Below are 17,088 nucleotides of genomic sequence, written 5' to 3' on the forward strand. Positions count from 1 at the left end.
AATCAATAATTTTGAACTTAATTAATAGGAATATTCCCTGCGCATAGTTCATCAGTATGATTCGTCTTAATTTGGCCCCAAATCCAGCAATCAATGTGATCCCAAGTTTGTAGTGATGGGACTTTATAAATGGCATAAAATCGATTATTGACATTGGATATATTCTGTATATAATTATTAGCAAAAACAGTATAACTACGGGATGAAGAACCTATCTCTCCACATTTACCAAAATTTATATCACCACTTACCCAAAAACCAACCTTATAAGGATTCCATGATACCCAAATAGGAATTCCAAATAAAAGATTTCTTTGTTTATATGTTCCTTTTACTATATAATATTGATTTCTGTTGTAACCTACTATGGGTCTATCACAATATGAACTGCATTCATCAATTATTTTCATGCTGTACGGATCCATACAATCAGGATCTGGCGGGCAATCTCCATAAATTGGAGTAGACGTATAATATAGATCTACTGTTGCATTAATTTTGTGTGTTGCAACCCCAATGGTTAATGTATTATTTTTGAAAGTATCTGATTTTGAAAAAGATGTAACCTTATTAGAATTAGAAACCTGTCCTCCCTGAATAGAAATTTCTTGTACAATAATATTTTGTTTACTATTTGATTTTGATGTACTATTCAGTAATGCTATTTTATCACTATCCCCATCAGTAATTATTTTATAATTATCTTCATTATATTGATATAAATCTCCTGCTACTTTTAATATTCCATTGTTATTCACCAAATAACTCAATTCTCCTGAGAAAATCTTAAGATTATCAATGAGTCCATCCTCAGTAAAATTAATCATATGAGCATATTCTTCAATTACATCCGGACGATTGAGAGTAATATAATTTGAAAGAGCCTCAGCGCTTTTAATATTCAACTTATCTCCCTCTTTCGATAATTCATCCAAAAATTCTGCTTCTGCGCTTATTAACTTATCATAAGTAATATGCATAGGATCGAAACCAAACTGATCTAACCATGCTTGTATCTCGCTATATTCAGCATTTTGGATAAAATCTTTTATTTGCTCCAACACTTCGGGTGATTCGAATTCTAGAAATTCTCCGTTATACCGAACCAATCTATCTTCACTGTAAACAAACTTACTAGTTTGATTTTTTACGGGTTCTTGTTCATCTATTACCGGTTCGGAACAGGAATAAATACTGCATATTGCAATACATATTGTTAGCGTTTTTTTTAAAATATTCATTTGTATGAGTTTTAAATTGTAATTTGAATTATGGTTGAGCATCCTCTGATCAAAGAATACACTAAAAGTAAACTGGAAACACCTATTAGTTTGACGAGTTTTATTGAGCGGTCATTAATCTTGAACGTTCGGATGTTCTGAGTTAATTAATGGAGAATCATATTTAAGGAAAAGTTCAGAAACAAAGAAAGCGCCTCTAAGCGCTCATATTACAATGGTAAAATTTCTATTACTTTACCATATACATTTTTAGTCCATCCGTTTAGATGTCCTCGATTATTACCTATTAGTAATCCTCGTTTTTCGTTCTTACCTTTTACTAAATGAGTAAAACAATTACCTCTTACTTTACAATACACGATATCACCTTCTTTGCAATCTTCCCATTGTATGGGGCTTAACAAAACCGGTTGTTTCGACTTAAGAATAGGCAACATAGAATTCCCTGGTTCTTTTGAGATAATGGTTTCTCCGTTCAGTAGCTTTTGAATTTTCCAATTCATCATTTTATAGTATTTAAATTAAACATAAATTCAAAGACTACTAACTAGCATAAATGATCAAGAACATTGCGCTTTTGCGCATAGCAAATATAAGGATCTTATTATCAATTAAAAAAAAAATCAATTTTCACAATATTTACGCAGGCAGAATACGTAGTTAAAAATTATTTTTATTTTACATCAAATATCTTAGATATGGCACTTAATAAAAATGCACTCATACGATATAAAACGATAGACAAATGTTTGCAAAATAACAATCGTAACTGGACTCTTAATGACCTAATCACGTCATGCTCTGATGCACTATACGAATATGAAGGAAGAGATATTAATGTAAGTAAACGAACTGTGCAGTTAGATATTCAGATGATGAGAAGTGATAAATTGGGATATAATGCGCCTATTGAGGTGTATGATAAAAAATACTATCGATATGCTGATGCAGACTATTCTATTACCGATATTCCCTTGACAGAAAATGACATGAATGTCTTATCAGAAACGGTTGAGATGCTAAAACAGTTTAAGGATTTCTCTTTATTTTCTGAACTCGGCGGAATCATACAACGTCTTGAAGACAAAGTATATACCGAAAAAACACAACAATCAGCTATTATTCATTTGGATAAAAATGAAAAACTACGAGGATTAGAACATCTAGACATTTTATATCAAGCAATTCTCAAAAAAATAGTACTAAAAATTACGTATCAATCTTTTACTGCCAGAAAAGCTACAGAGTTTGTATTTTACCCTTTTATCTTAAAAGAATTTAATAATCGATGGTTTCTAATAGGAAAACCAAATGCTAAAAAGCAACAACCGATCGTTACCCTAGCTCTAGACAGAATGATTGCTATTGATTTTGATACCAAAATCCCATATACAAACACAAGTTTTGATGGAGATGTTTTTTATAAAAACACTATAGGAGTAACGGTTCTTAATGATGAACAGCTACAAGAGGTTATTTTAAAAATTGATCGAAATAATGCCCCTTATGTAATTACAAAACCGTTTCATCATTCTCAAGAAATTGTAGAAAAACATGAAGATGGCAGTACAATTATTAAATTATTCGTTCACCTCAACTTTGAACTAGAACGACTTATACTTGGTTTTGGTGACGCTATCGAAGTTAGATCACCTAAGCTCCTTAGAAAAAAAATTCGCCAAAAACTAGAACGTGCACATAATCTATATAACCGCAATTAAGAAAACTGATAACGACGAATCTATTTTAGATAAAAAAATCAAAACCAATAGCAAGTAATCTAAATATTATATCGATTTTACAAACACACATCACCAACCTTAAAGATGAAAACTAAAAATACAGAAGCTCTAATATCAATAGTAACCGCAACCTATAATCGAAGTGAAATTCTGTCATTCACAATCAAATCTGTTCTTAATCAAACATATACTAATTGGGAATTACTAATTATTGGAGATTGCTGCACTGATGATACCGAATCTGTAGTAGCAAGTTTTAAGGATAAAAGAATTACCTTTTATAATTTTGAAAAAAACTTCGGGGAGCAATCTAAACCGAATAATTATGGGGTACAACATGCCAAGGGCAGTTATATTGCGTTTTTAAATCACGATGATATTTGGTTTAACGATCATCTGGAGGGTTTAATGAGTACTCTAAAAAAAAATGAATCTGACTTAGTTTATAGTTGGCACTATCCAGCTCCTATAGATGATGAGGTTGAGCTTATTAATTGTGTTTCTACCGATAAAACTCATCGTTATAATTTTGTAGCACCCGCTTCTACATGGTTATTCAAGAAAAGAATGTTTGATGAAATTGGCCCCTGGCGTTCCTACAAAGAAGTTTACGGCGCGCCCTCTCAAGATTGGCTTGCCCGAATGTATAAAAATGGTAAAAAAATCACAGTTCTTAACAAATTTACCGTAGTAGCCATACAATCAGGAAAACGAAAAAATAGTTACGTGAATCAGGAACAAACAGAAAATGCTATCCATTATGATCAAGTAACAAATAATCCATTTTTTAGAGAAGAGATCCTTACTAAGTATTTTGTCTACTATAGTAATCAAAATAATGACTCCGTTTTATTTTTTTTTAAGAAAGGTATTCTCAATTTTTTAAAAAAGACTATTTTAGTTTTTGGTATAAGACCAGTTGTACTAAAGCACTTTATTAGATATAGAAAAAAAGGAGCTTTTATTAATAAATTGAGAAAAACAAGAGGCTTAAAAGAAATCAGATGAAAAATTGGAAACTTCCGAATCTTACAAAAGATAAACAAGGTATTACCTCTGATTGGGAACTACTAAATCAAGAACTGATAGAAGGAGTTCAATTAAAAGAGGTTAAAAGTGTCATAAAGGATAATGGATTTTTGACTGAAGTTTTTAGAAAAGAATGGTTTTCTGAGTTTCAAGATGTAGACCAAGTTTTTCAAATTAGAATGAATCCAGGTGCTATATCAGGATGGCATGCTCATGAATCTACATGGGATAGAATTTTTGTCAATTTAGGAACCATAAAAGTTATTCTTTATGATTCTAGAAAAGAAAGCCCTACCTACGGTAAAATTAATGAATTTCGTTTAAGCGAATTTCGTTCTGGTATTGTTACTATTCCTCCAAAAGTATTTCATGCCGTATTCAATATCGCAGAAAAGGAAAGTGCTCTTTTAAATATTGTTGATGTAGCATATAATTATACGGATCCTGATCATTGGCGTATTCCCATTGATGATCCTTCTATTCCATACAAATTTTAGATGGCAAAAAAACAAGGGTTTTTAACATCTGGTGTACTCTATTTTGCCAATAATAGCCTTGTAAAAATATTAGGATTTCTTTTTACCTACTTTTCTAGTAACTATCTTGGTAGTGCATCTTACGGAGTACTTACTCTTGTAATATCTATTACTCTCCTTGCTGCATCCATAGGTGTGGGCGGTTTTCAGGTTGCCGCTCAGAAAATGCTGAATACCGGTAATAAAACTGAAGAAAACCAAATTATTGGATTCTTATGGATCACTACTGCTATTGTAAGCCTTATTTGCTTAGGATTTATACAACTAGCATTACCATATATTGATACTTTTTTTAGTAATGTTGAGATTTATGAAGTTCTAATGATTCTCTCTTTTGGAATCACTTTTGTAGCCTCTTCACAACTTATGCTTGGTGTATTTAAAGCAAAGGAAAAACCTGAATTTGTACTCATTGTTGATGTTTGCAATGCATTAACTGGAGTTCTAATTATTCTTTTAACAATTTTATTAAAATTAGATTTATATAAGCTGGCTTTATTATTATTGGCCAGAGATATTCTAACATTTATTATTTCTTCTTGTTTATTATTGAAGTTAGGGTTTACGTTTTCGAATATATTTAGGTTATCTAATAAGCTTAAAATTTTAAATTTTTCTTTTCATCTCTTCTTAATCAATCTGGGATACTTTTTCATATTCAACACTGGGCGCTATCTAAGCGGGTTTATTCTAACACCCAATGAATTAGGCATCTACTCCCTTGCATTATCATTAGGATTATTATTTCTGCTTACCCATGTAGCTTTTTCATCAGTATTTAAACCTCTAGCTTCAAGTTTTCATCAGACTAACGATCTAGAAACAATAGGACATTACTATCGATTGTTTAATCGTATTTCTTCGAGTTTTAATGGTATTATTTTTATGGTATATTTAGGTTTTAGCGCATCTGTATTATCTTTTTTTGGAGATGATTTTACAGTCAAAGAAGGGCAGCTAACCCTCATTATACTTGCAGGAAGCACCTATATATATTGCTGGACCGGATTGAGCAATGGATTGCTTCAAATGACAGAAAAACAAAAAAATGAACTCATTATAACTGTAATAGGGATACTTTTTAATGTAGTAGTGGGATACCTATTAGGCACTCTCTTTGGTTTGATCGGTATTGCGAGTGCTACATTCATTTCTATAGCTTTACGAACTATATTACAGCTCAAATTTATTTCTAGAAATTATACGTTCAAAACAATTCACCCAAGTCAATTATGGGGGCTATCGATCATTATTATTGCTTCGAGCTTAATCATATTTTTCGATTACAATATATTGATTTCTGCCAGTATGGCGCTATGTGGATTTCTTTTCTTCTTTTTCCAACTCTTTTTAATCTTAAAAAACTATAAGACCAATCTTCAGGCATTGATACATCGATTTAAAACGAATAGACATAATCCTAGGGTTTAATTCTATAGTAATAGAAAAAAGCATTCGTACGAATTCTAAATTGGTACCTAAAAAACCTTAAAAAAAGGAGCGGCTGAGATAAACTTCTAATTAGATGGAATATGCATCGGGGTTTTCTCTTTTTTAACAAGGCATAAAAAAGCTGCATTTCTATGATTGCCGACTCTAATTTCCCACATAATTCACTACCTAACAATTCTTTGTAAAAATCCTCTTTGACATCAAGATTTGCCAAATGTGAACTATTACCATCATGTATTCTGACATTTACATTGACTTTTTCAATGTATCCAAATCTAGCACCATTTTGTACCAAACTAAGAAAAAAATAACAATCTTCTCCCATAATTAGGCCCTCAGGAAACCTTATGTTACCAATTATCGATCTTTTAATAACAAGCGAATGTATAAGAGGATGATACATTAAAAAATGTAGACTAGGACTATTGCCTAATCCATAGGTATAGTTGGTTCTTAATGTTTCTTTTCTTATCAGAGCTCTAAGACTATTTACAGATGGTTCTCCCAAAGAGTTTACCACTTCTCCCCGACAACCAATTATATCGGTCGCACCATCTTCTCTAAATGCAAGTATTGCATCTTCGATCATATTAGTATGAAGTGTGTCATCATCATCCAGAAACACTACATACTGCCCTTTAGCTTCATTTAATCCAATATTACGACATGCCGAAACTCCTTTTTTGACCTGCTGCTTTAGCACTCTGATAAGAGGGCTTTTTTTAATAACTTCATCCAAAGCTTCTAGATGTTTCGTATCAGAGCAATCATCGACAATAAGTATTTCTGAGACCGAAAAACTTTGGGACAAGACAGACGCCACAGAGTCTGGCAACAAATTAGAACGATTGTATGTCGGGATAATTACAGATATACTTTCTCTCACTTAGCTACTACTTTGCCTAAAATTTATTATACATTGTCTTTAATTTCAAAGAACGTATTTATATCTCCTTATTCAAAATATTTACACTTCATTTTCTAAGGTTCGATAGGATATTACTTCTAATTTAAATGAAATAATTAGGCAGAAAGAGATCAAACTAACACCTCTATATTCTTAGTTACATATCAAAATACCAATATTTTCGCCCTAGAAAACAGGCCTTACGCGAAATTATTTCTTCAATAACAACATACAATCCTACCTACAAAAAAATTACAGATCATCTTTTTAAATGTTATAAACTCTAAACTTGATGAGTTATAAGTACTGAGTCCTTATTTTTTGATTGTTTTTTGTATGTTCTCCCATACCATAATAAAATACCACTCACCGGCAATGTTGCACAAATAAAACTCACTAAAAAAGCAATAATTTTACCCACAATACCCCCTATGGCTCCAATATGAATATCATAGTTCATACGGATTACTTTATCAGCAAATTTGGCATTCTTATATTTCCCATAAATACTGGTAGCTTCTATTTCTTTGAGTGTATTTTGATCAAAAAACAGATAATCCATATTATAGTATAAACCTCTAGAATTACTAACCTCTACTAATATTGAAGTAGTATCGTTTTCTGGGTAATGTAATTCAAAACTAAAGGCATCTCTATACTTATTTTTTAATAGCGGGACCAATTGATCGTAATTATGATTAGGGGATATAGTAGAAGTTATAATTTGCTCATTTTCGGGCATTACAAACCTAGGATCTTTATCTCCACCTGTAGCTTTATATGCTATAAAATAAAACCAGTTAAAGGCCATTACACATCCCGTAAATGCTAATATCAATCCAAAAGAAGAAACATAAAACCCTACGACTGTATGCAAATCAAAATTCTTTCTTTTCCATCTGGTTTTAGCATTCCAGTCAAACTTCAAACGTTGTTTCCAGTTTTTATTATTTCTAGGCCACCATAGAAAAAGACCACTTACCAAAATCACTAAGAACAATAATACAGAATATGATACAACTCTTGATCCTATGGCATCAGGTAGCCATAAACGCAAATGCCCTTTGAGCACAAAACCAAAAAAACCGGCATTATTATCAATTTGTTTGATAACATTTCCTGTATAAGGGTTTAAAAAAACACTGTGATAAAAAACTTCTGGTTCGGCCTCATAAAACACCACTTCGATTGCCTCGTTGGGTTTTCCGTAGACAACCCCATGAATACTCCTATTAGGAATCACATTTTCTGCTAATTCTTTTATTGTAGAGGCGGGAAGAAAGTCTTGATTTTGAGGAGTTACATATTTATAATCATCATAAAAACTTTCTATTTCCTCTTTGAACACCCAGAGGCAACCTGTTACAGACACAATAAAAATGACCAAACCTGTTGTCAACCCTAATATTTTATGAATATTCAAGATGGTTTTGCGAGTGTTCTTCTTTTTACCCATAGTATTATTTATATAAAAAAGGACACTCTCAGAAAAAATGAATGTCTAAGAGTGTCTTCTTTTCTAATCGAATGATTAATTAGTTACTTTAAAAATTCCTTTTAACCCTAAACCGAGAACCTTAGCGCCCTGAGTCGCTGAAGCCGTTTCTGGGTCTACTATATACACATGTGTTTCTGTATCTGTAGAACAGCTAATATATGCTTTACCATCTTCTACAAACATTGGTGATGTATAGCGATTACCATGATTAGGCACTCCATCAATATCGGTCACTGTCTTATTTTCTAAATCAATAACTACTAATTTGAAAGCATCCTTCAAGAAGAAGGCTCCCCATTCATAAGCGCCATTAGTATCATCCAAAATAATTCTTGCAATTGCCTTACCATTTCCTATATAATCCATCCAGAATAATTTACCTCCGTCAGTGGCATCTTCTATGTTAAAGAAATAATCTGCATCAAACTCCGTTTCTCCATCTTTAATCCTTAAGATCCCAGAAGGTTTTGTTGCCGAGGTAAATCCTGCACTTAATGCAGAGGTAGAAAAGGAATAAATATCACCATTTTCGGTAGCTTCTATACCTGTACTGTGACCATTGACACCGATAGGACTTGTTCTAGTATCTTCTATAATTTTTTCTAGTTCAAATTCTGGGTAATCAAAAACTGCAACATAGGCTCTATCTACATCTGGAGTAACATACAATCCATCTGCAGTCCATTTATGATAGGATACGAACAATTTGTCATCTCTAAGAACCATACCTGTTACCCACGGAGTAGATCCAGGATCTTCTTCGGTACCGCTTCCCATATCAGTATCAATAGGATGTTCTACTATCTCTTCTAACAGCCCTGTTTCTGCATTTACAACATGAAAACGTTTATCAGATAGTCCTCCGTACGTTAGTTCTACAGCTAATAAGGTATCATCATCTAGAGCAGCATAGTTATCTAGAGTAGATTGAAATGCAAAGTTTGCTTTTTCCTCTAGTTCTCCGTCTTCATTTAATTGATAAGCAATACAGGTATCGTCATCAGAATATCCTGCAGTAAAAATTGTATTTCCAGCACTATGAAAGAATCTCCAGCCTTTTAGAGGTGTTCCCTGACCCTCAACAGAAATTTCTCCCGTGGTTAATGATTCTAATGAAGATAGCTCAAGAATATAATCAACAGCAGCAGCGTCTCCTACAGGAAATGCCTCGAATCCAACCACATACTTAGAAATAGATGTTGGTTCTTCAGTACCTGTACCTTCATCGTCACTGTTACAAGAAAATGTACATATGGACAATGCCATAAATAACATTAGGTTTTTTATTAAATTTATAGTTTTCATTTTTGTTTTAGTTTAAAAAAATTAGCAATTATTTTAGTTTGACAAATAGTATCTCAGTTTTATATAAAAAGCTCTCCCTGGTTGCTGAATCTCGAAATTGTCATAAATTCTGGCATCCATAATATTACGAGCCAATAGAGAAATGTTGTATTTTCCATCTCCAAAAGAATACCCCAAGTGCATATTATGAGAAACTTGTTCAGGAATAAGGTCTCGTTCATCTGGATCTCCTTCTACAAAAGAAGTAAGCGGATATTCATGTACATAATAGGTACTCCATGAGATATTCAACTGATCCTCGTTTGTAAAGACATTTTTAAATCTCCCTCCCAACCTAGAGTTCCCGAATAAATAAGGAATATTTGCAATTCTCTGATTCTTTAAAAAATCTACACCAGCATTTTCTCCTGCATTACGATCTATGCTATTTTGGTAGGTTGCGTTGACGTCTAAAAAGTATCTATCCTTAAATAGTGTCCTAATTTCGCCTTCGACTCCTGTACTTCTTGCATCAGCAGTATTATAGTATCTAGAGAAAATACCTTCTGATCGAATGGCGATAAAGTTTTCTGATTCTCTTAAAAAAGTGTTTGTATCAACTTGCAATTTTAAATCATTAAAATCGGTAGAGAAAAGAACTCCTAAATTGGCATTGTAACTTTCTTCTGGCAATAACTGTGGATTTGATTTTAATAAAAACCCATCTCCAAATAGTTCGAATCCTTCTGGGATTCTAAATGTTCGTTCAAAAGATACTTTTACCCGAAGGTTCTCTAAAATTTTATAGGTAGAGGCGGCTCCATATCCCAGTTTATCAAAAGTATTTTCAAAACGCGTAAACCTATCTTCTTCTATATTGGTAAAAAGATCCTCTATTACCCCTTCAGAGTTGAGTAAGTAGCCCTTGGTAAACAAAGAAGTATTCCATTTAGAATCAAACAACTCAACATCATAGGATACTCCAAATATATTTTTGTTTACAATATGCGGGTCCTGAAAAGCAATTCTTCCTGATATTGCGGGATCCTCTCCCTTACGTCGAAAATAATTCTTAGTATAATTAAAATGTACCGAATGAGATTCGTTAAAGACATAAGATGTCAAAGCATTTATCAGGTGTAAATTATCCTCAAATTCAAACAATGTTTTGCTAGCTTCAAATTCTCCTAATGACTGATCGCCTCGTTCTACAAAACCTCCGAACCAATCATATTTTCTAGAAGAAGTATCTACTACTTTCTCGTTATTTTGAGTAACAGATCCATAAATTTTTAATTTGAGTTTTTCTTTTAGAAGCTTATTGTTTTCATACTCGATAGCCCCCGAGACGATATTGTTTTGAGTAAAAACTTCACCAAATGGGTTTTGCGGATCTATAGGATGTTGAATCTCATTCTTATTGGCCGAAGCGGTAAATCCTATAATCAAACGATCTGCATATGCCTTATCAACTACACCTGTTTTGAACTGTACCATTTGCGAATTATACGCATCATGAAAACGCTCTACATCATCTACACGAACACCTGTATCATTGCCTAGTTCATCTCTCACCTCTATACCATCAATGGTATAATTGTTATCAGAATAGTTATAAAATGAGGACACTTGAAACATCCACCCTTTTTTATTATAATATTGACCATTTACAGTGGCACGATGCGTATTAAATGAACCTATATCATAGGATACATCTAGAAAATCATTTTTACGCCTATTGGTTATAATATTTATTGCTCCTCCCAAAGCATCTGCTCCTAAATGAATAGGCACAACTCCTTTGTAAACTTCGGCTCTCTCTATTAACGTGGCAGGAAAATTATTGAGAGATAAAGAGCTCCCAAAATTCTCTATGGGGATTCCATCTATGAAGAACTTTACCTGCTTTCCCGATAGTCCATTTAGCGAAAAATCAAAAGCGGCTCCTAAACCTCCTCTCTGACGAACATTAACCCCGGGTATAGTAGTCAATACAGCATTCACATCAACACTTATATTCTTTAACTCTTTGGTTTGTATAACTTCTACCTCAAACGCTTTTTCTTTAATCTTTTGCGCTGCTGTCTTACTCTTTATAATTACGTCTTTTAATGCTTCAACGCTTTCTTCGAGAACAATGGTAATAGACTCCATCCTCGTATCAACTACCTCAATTGTAGTAGTCTTCGTTTTAAAACCAACGAAACTAGTTTTTAAGGTATATGTCCCCTTTGGAATAGCAATTTCAAACCTTCCGTCAAAATCACTTGTTGTACCAACATTTTTGAGCTCGACAACACGTATAGAAGCTTCAGAAACAGGATTTGAATTCTGATCTATTACTACACCTTGTATTGTCTTTTGGCCCTGACAAAAAAGAGCAACAAAAAGCAATAAAAAAACACTGTTTTTTCTTTTTAAAATAACCACTGACTATAATTATTTTTTGATTAATTTAGCGATCTGAAAATATTATTTATATTTAATCTAAATAAATTTAAAGTGCAAAATTAGTGTCTATAGCAAGAGAAAAATGACGCATTATGGATAAAAAAAGACGCAAAAAGACGTCGCTTAAAACCGAAGTATATACCGCAAAAATTGACACCTTACAAGAAGTTATTGAATTAACAGGGGTAAAAGAACATTGCGGAATTATATCAAAACGATACAAATTCCTTGAGTCTTACGGTATCGGCTTTTTTTTACATCATCAATTCGAAGGATTATCAATTGCAATATTTGATGTATTACTCAAAAAAGATATACTTCTTCAAGGGAATCTTCCTAAAGATTTCCTTGAACTATCATTTCTTATTGATGGTGAATTAATTATAAAAATTGAAGGTATATCAAAGGATTTTATTTACGAAAGTCAGGAATCGTATTTAGTATACCTATCTGAAATTCGGGGTTCGATTTCCTATCATAAGCGAAAAAGATTAAAGGAAGTCAAAATTAGGATGACCAAAGATTTTATTGAAAGACATCATCTTAATGATGAATTTAACATTTTAGAAACATTTTGTCTAACAAAACAGGAGCATAATTTCTTAAAACCATTATGCGCCAAAACACAAAACATTCTTTCTGAAATTTTATCGGATACCCGTCGAGGATTATTAAAACGTCTTTTTTTAGAATCTAAAACGCTCGAATTGATTTCTTTGCAATTAGAAAAACCTACAAAAGCAAAGCCTAATATATCTATTCCTGTCGACAATCTAATAAAAAAACTATATCAGACACAACATATCATTTCTTCTGATTTATCTATCCAATATTCTATACAACAATTGTCTAAAGAAATTGGTCTCAATGATTTTGTATTAAAAAAAGAATTTAAAAAGCTTTTTGGTAAAACCATTTTCGAGTATGCCATGGGGCTCCGTATGGATAAAGCAAAACAATTGTTAGATCATAGTAAAAAACCTATTTATGAAATTTCGGAACTGGTCGGATACAAAAACTCAACACACTTTACTGCTGCATTTAAAAAAATACAAGGTGTTACTCCAAAAAAATATAGAAACAAAGAAGTCTATTAATATTCTTTTTCGCTAGCCACCATCATTTTTCTATACTGAGCTTTTGCTAAGAATTCCATTTTTCGAAGGTCAAATGTTTTGGTTTTCATGCATGAAATTGCACATGGATTGTTTTTTTTCTTCTATTAATCCAAATGATTTCAAATATCTTAATTTATGAATACTATTCTCGTAATTACGATCTACATGACTCGACACTCACAACTATTTTTCTGGCCAAATAGGCTAAAGAAATACAATCAAATTGTCTCATAATATCATGTTTTTTGAACTGTTACTCGTTTGTTTATTATTGTTCGTTTTTTACTACTTTTATCAAGTAAAAACCAATCTAACAAGAATTTCTGAACTCCTAATGTCAATACCATATAAAAGGGTATTAATAAGAGTACACCTGTAACTCCAAACTGTTGATACCCCAAGACTCCCATTCCCCAACAAATGAGCACCCATTGGATAACATATATAGTAGTAACGTGCTTACTACAATAGTAAAAAAAGGTAATAATTTTATTTTCTTTTATTCTGTTTACAAAAAGATTTACCAACCATAGTAATACAAGATTAAATCCTGCCAAATACAAGGTTCCTCCCGGACCTAAATGAAAGTAATCTCCAAAATGATATTCAAAACTATAATAACACAATCCACCGCCCAACAACATCAAAAAGACTCCTGCAATCCCCATTTTATTAAAAAGATACGTTGTGTTATTGCCTTTCTCCTTATACCATCTTCCAAAAAACATCCCGATTAGGATAAACGAAAACCAAGGGAATACCGCAAAATAGACATTCCACTCAGCACCCCAAAGAAGATCTAATATATAATCAACACCGATAATTCCTAATCGAAAGCCATGTACTTCTTTGGCACCAATTACTATGAGTAAAGCGATCACCAGAAGTATATACTTACTCTTCGAAAACCTATTGATAATCCCCATGAATATTAAAGAAACTCCTGCCAATTGAAGAATATCTCCCGTTCCGAGCATATAGATCATATTGTCAATAGTAACCGGTGTAGTCCATCCATATGCCGCAATAAAGTTATCTGGTACTATATCTGCTAAAACTGGCAGTATGAACTTCAAAAAATTCATTAGATACCCTACTCCCAAAATATAAAAGGCTCTTTTTATAGAAAGTGCAACACTCTGATTACGTGATACTGTAAATGACACACCCATGGCAATTAAGAACATGGGAGTTCCTTTTCCGATAAAATGAATTAAGGACCCCAACCAGGTTTCTGATTGTGTATGTATATCACCATATATCCATAATGTGTGTACAACAATTACCATCAACACGCTTATTCCCCTTGCTAAGTCTATTGCTAAGATTCTATTGCGTTTTATATTCTCCATAAGTCTTTATTGTTAATTTTTAATTGCCTTCAACCAGTTCAGGTTGTTTGTTAGTTACTTTCATATTGTTAAACTTTGCAATTGGATTTTTTAATGTTCCTTCTAGAATCAAGCTATCGATTGGATCCGACAGATTGAGCATTTGTTGTGTATTTCTAAGCTGTAAACGATTTAGGCAGCATCGGTCAAATTCTGGCACAAAGAGATCATACCTTTCGTATTTTGATTGAAATTCGGGATGTTTTAACTGATATGTATGAATATTCTCTGCTACTAATTCCCAAAACCTGTCCTCTTGATATCCCAAATGTTTTTCTAGTATTGCAGACATAAACCTAAAATAGCAATCGAATACATCTGTAAATAACGCCAGTAATTTCATCTTATCCGAAGTTTGGGCATACAAGCGTTTTATTTTATTTGGTATATCTAAATCGGCATCAAAAACAATGATTTCTTCTGTAATATCTTTCATAAGGATTTTCACAGGAGTCTGATTTTCCATAACCATGATAATATTTTCGCCATGAGGCATAAAAACCAATTCATACGTAAAAAAACAATGTAATAAAGGGCTGAGGTACGTATGTAAATACTTGCGCAACCAATCTGTAGTATCAAATGTCGATTTTTTTATTAGTACTGCTAACAACGAGTTATTGTCCTTATCTATGTGCAGAAAAGCTGCCATGGTCATTAGTTGTTGTCCTTTTTTGATCTTTGAATAGGGACTTTCTCGCCATAATGCAGATAACATTTTGTTATGCGCGTTTGTTTTACCTAATACTTCATAATAGGTATTCTCGAAACCAACAGTTGCAACTTCGCCAAGCATGGCAAATCCTGTCTTTTTGAGATAGGTATCCTTTTCTAACAATGTGCTAATCCACTCCGTAATTTCTGGTGTCGTTTGCATATAATAAGGAGAAAGTCCTCTCATAAACCCCATATTCAAAATTGAAAGTGCCGTTTTGGTATACATCTTTTCTGGATGCGACATATTATACAACGTACGTATGGATTGTTGCGCAGAAAAATAGTCGTCTCCCTCTCCTAAAAACACAAGCATATTGTCAGCTATATCTCCAGCAAACACCTGTGATATTTTATTCTTCCATTGCCATGGATGCACTGGGATAAAAACATAAGACGCTATATCTAACCCTAAAGAGTTAAGCTTAGCATTAAATTTTGCTATGGTATTAACTCCCAATTCTTTTTTCATTAACGACTTATATCCGTGCTTCTTAGTCGCAGTAAACGTGGTTTTACTTTTATGCCCTGCCAACCAGAAAATGGTAAAAGGTCTATTGGTTTCAGGGGAGTACCTAATATAGTCCTCACTATTAAAACCAATCCGCCCATTATTAGCAACAAAACAAGGATGACCTTCGGTCATGGCATGCTCAATCGCCTGAAAAGAACTATTTACCAAGTCTTGAGAACAAAATATTTGATTATTTAACTTATAGGCAGCACTCGATAATGTACTCGAAACCTCTTCTAAATAAACTGAAAGTAAATGTTCAGGAATCCCCAATATGTATCTAAACTCGACAATAAACATAAGTGCAGAAATAGCGCAGATATCTCCGTTTTGTTTTTTTAGAATCGTATTTTCATCAATATCCCAATGATCAAGTGCTCTTTTTTGAGCCACAAACTCATACGTAATACCAGGTATATCTGAAATTAAGAAATAACGACTCTTACCCTCAACCTCTCCAATTTTTTTAGGTTTCAAAACCAATTCATGAGCAAATTCACTAATCGCTTTTTTTACAAGTGCAATATTTGCTTTTTCCCATACCTCGGGTGTTAAATGATTCACCGTAGATTCGATGTCAGTACTGGTTATATTCGTCATAGATTTTGATTGTGCTTTCAAAAATCCGTTAGATTCTTGATAATCGCTGAACTCGCAAAAGGCAAGTGCAGCAGTTTTTTCTGGTAACTCAATTTCTTTTTGATACTTGAATCCTGCCTTCTTATTGAGTTTATGAATTTTGTTATTTCGAATATCTGGTTCTACCACTACTCTATTAATATCGGGCTGCTCAAAAAAATATTCTAGTACGGTACTGAACACATTCCAGGTAAATCCGTGTATAATTTTTTGAGGAGGAGCAATCAGAATATGCATCCCATAATCAGTCTCTTTAGTAGTATAGTATGCCGAAATCCTATCTTCTGAAGCTTTATATTTTTCCATCAAAAAGATAGGCTCATTTTTATATATTCCTATAAACACCTCATAATTAGGTGTAGCAATGAGTTTTTTGTATTCTGAACGGACTTCTTCTAATGATTTATTGGTCATGCCCCAATATTGAGCATATGGTTTTGTCACCCAATTATGAATGACTTCTATGTCTTTGTCAAGATCCAAGCGATGTAAACGGATCTTGCCAAAATCTTTAATCGTTCTTGAAAACACAAGGTTTGATAAGGTTCTTTTTTCGTTCATATTAATATATA

At 32.9% G+C, this 17,088-nt stretch carries 13 protein-coding genes; 5 read left to right on the top strand and 8 right to left on the bottom strand.

The window, feature by feature from the left end:
• Positions 1-17: 17 nt before the first annotated feature.
• Positions 18-1,241 (bottom strand): hypothetical protein, encoded by a 1,224-nt coding sequence (locus DZ60_RS0103695; protein ID WP_025740583.1) that lies wholly within the window; start codon positions 1,239-1,241, stop codon positions 18-20.
• 209 nt (positions 1,242-1,450) lie between these two features.
• A complete protein-coding gene (locus tag DZ60_RS0103700) occupies positions 1,451-1,747 on the bottom strand; it encodes a hypothetical protein (RefSeq protein WP_025740584.1) in 297 nt (98 codons plus the stop codon).
• A 192-nt stretch (positions 1,748-1,939) separates the two neighbouring features.
• Between DZ60_RS0103700 and DZ60_RS0103705 the strand changes: the two genes are divergently transcribed.
• The 4 genes from DZ60_RS0103705 to DZ60_RS0103720 all read left to right on the top strand — a co-directional run bounded on the left by DZ60_RS0103705 (position 1,940) and on the right by DZ60_RS0103720 (position 5,979).
• Positions 1,940-2,962, top strand: a complete 1,023-nt coding sequence (locus tag DZ60_RS0103705; RefSeq protein ID WP_025740586.1) for a helix-turn-helix transcriptional regulator — start codon at positions 1,940-1,942, stop codon at positions 2,960-2,962.
• Positions 2,963-3,067: 105 nt separating this feature from the next.
• A complete protein-coding gene (locus DZ60_RS0103710; RefSeq protein WP_025740588.1) occupies positions 3,068-3,991 on the top strand; it encodes a glycosyltransferase family 2 protein in 924 nt (307 codons plus the stop codon).
• The gene (locus tag DZ60_RS0103715) at positions 3,988-4,509 is read left to right on the top strand and encodes a cupin domain-containing protein (RefSeq protein WP_025740589.1); all 522 of its coding nucleotides are present in this window, start codon (positions 3,988-3,990) and stop codon (positions 4,507-4,509) included. The genes DZ60_RS0103710 and DZ60_RS0103715 overlap by 4 nt, the downstream gene beginning before the upstream one ends.
• The gene (locus DZ60_RS0103720) at positions 4,510-5,979 is read left to right on the top strand and encodes an oligosaccharide flippase family protein (protein ID WP_025740590.1); all 1,470 of its coding nucleotides are present in this window, start codon (positions 4,510-4,512) and stop codon (positions 5,977-5,979) included.
• Here the strand turns inward: DZ60_RS0103720 and DZ60_RS0103725 are convergent.
• From DZ60_RS0103725 to DZ60_RS0103740, 4 genes are all read right to left on the bottom strand, one after another.
• The gene (locus tag DZ60_RS0103725) at positions 5,969-6,886 is read right to left on the bottom strand and encodes a glycosyltransferase family 2 protein (RefSeq protein WP_025740592.1); all 918 of its coding nucleotides are present in this window, start codon (positions 6,884-6,886) and stop codon (positions 5,969-5,971) included. The genes DZ60_RS0103720 and DZ60_RS0103725 overlap by 11 nt on opposite strands.
• A 304-nt stretch (positions 6,887-7,190) precedes the next feature.
• Positions 7,191-8,330 carry a PepSY-associated TM helix domain-containing protein gene (locus DZ60_RS0103730; protein WP_241448706.1) on the bottom strand — a complete coding sequence of 380 codons (1,140 nt, stop codon included), beginning with the start codon at positions 8,328-8,330 and terminating at the stop codon, positions 7,191-7,193.
• A gap of 108 nt (positions 8,331-8,438) precedes the next feature.
• Complete coding sequence (locus DZ60_RS22430; RefSeq protein ID WP_034228624.1) at positions 8,439-9,710, bottom strand: DUF4374 domain-containing protein; 1,272 nt, start codon at positions 9,708-9,710, stop codon at positions 8,439-8,441.
• A 33-nt stretch (positions 9,711-9,743) separates the two neighbouring features.
• A complete protein-coding gene (locus DZ60_RS0103740; RefSeq protein WP_025740594.1) occupies positions 9,744-12,119 on the bottom strand; it encodes a TonB-dependent receptor in 2,376 nt (791 codons plus the stop codon).
• Positions 12,120-12,232: 113 nt separating this feature from the next.
• On the opposite strand from DZ60_RS0103740, the gene DZ60_RS0103745 reads away from it, so the two are divergent.
• A complete protein-coding gene (locus DZ60_RS0103745) occupies positions 12,233-13,237 on the top strand; it encodes a helix-turn-helix transcriptional regulator (RefSeq protein WP_025740596.1) in 1,005 nt (334 codons plus the stop codon).
• Positions 13,238-13,494: 257 nt separating this feature from the next.
• Here the strand turns inward: DZ60_RS0103745 and DZ60_RS0103755 are convergent, their stop codons facing one another.
• Both DZ60_RS0103755 and DZ60_RS0103760 read right to left on the bottom strand, forming a co-directional pair.
• Complete coding sequence (locus DZ60_RS0103755) at positions 13,495-14,610, bottom strand: heparan-alpha-glucosaminide N-acetyltransferase domain-containing protein (RefSeq protein WP_025740598.1); 1,116 nt, start codon at positions 14,608-14,610, stop codon at positions 13,495-13,497.
• A gap of 19 nt (positions 14,611-14,629) precedes the next feature.
• A complete protein-coding gene (locus DZ60_RS0103760) occupies positions 14,630-17,077 on the bottom strand; it encodes a GNAT family N-acetyltransferase (protein ID WP_051477559.1) in 2,448 nt (815 codons plus the stop codon).
• Positions 17,078-17,088: the final 11 nt, after the last annotated feature.

The sequence above is a fragment of the Aquimarina pacifica genome, from assembly GCF_000520955.1.
In the GTDB taxonomy this organism is placed as follows: domain Bacteria; phylum Bacteroidota; class Bacteroidia; order Flavobacteriales; family Flavobacteriaceae; genus Aquimarina; species Aquimarina pacifica.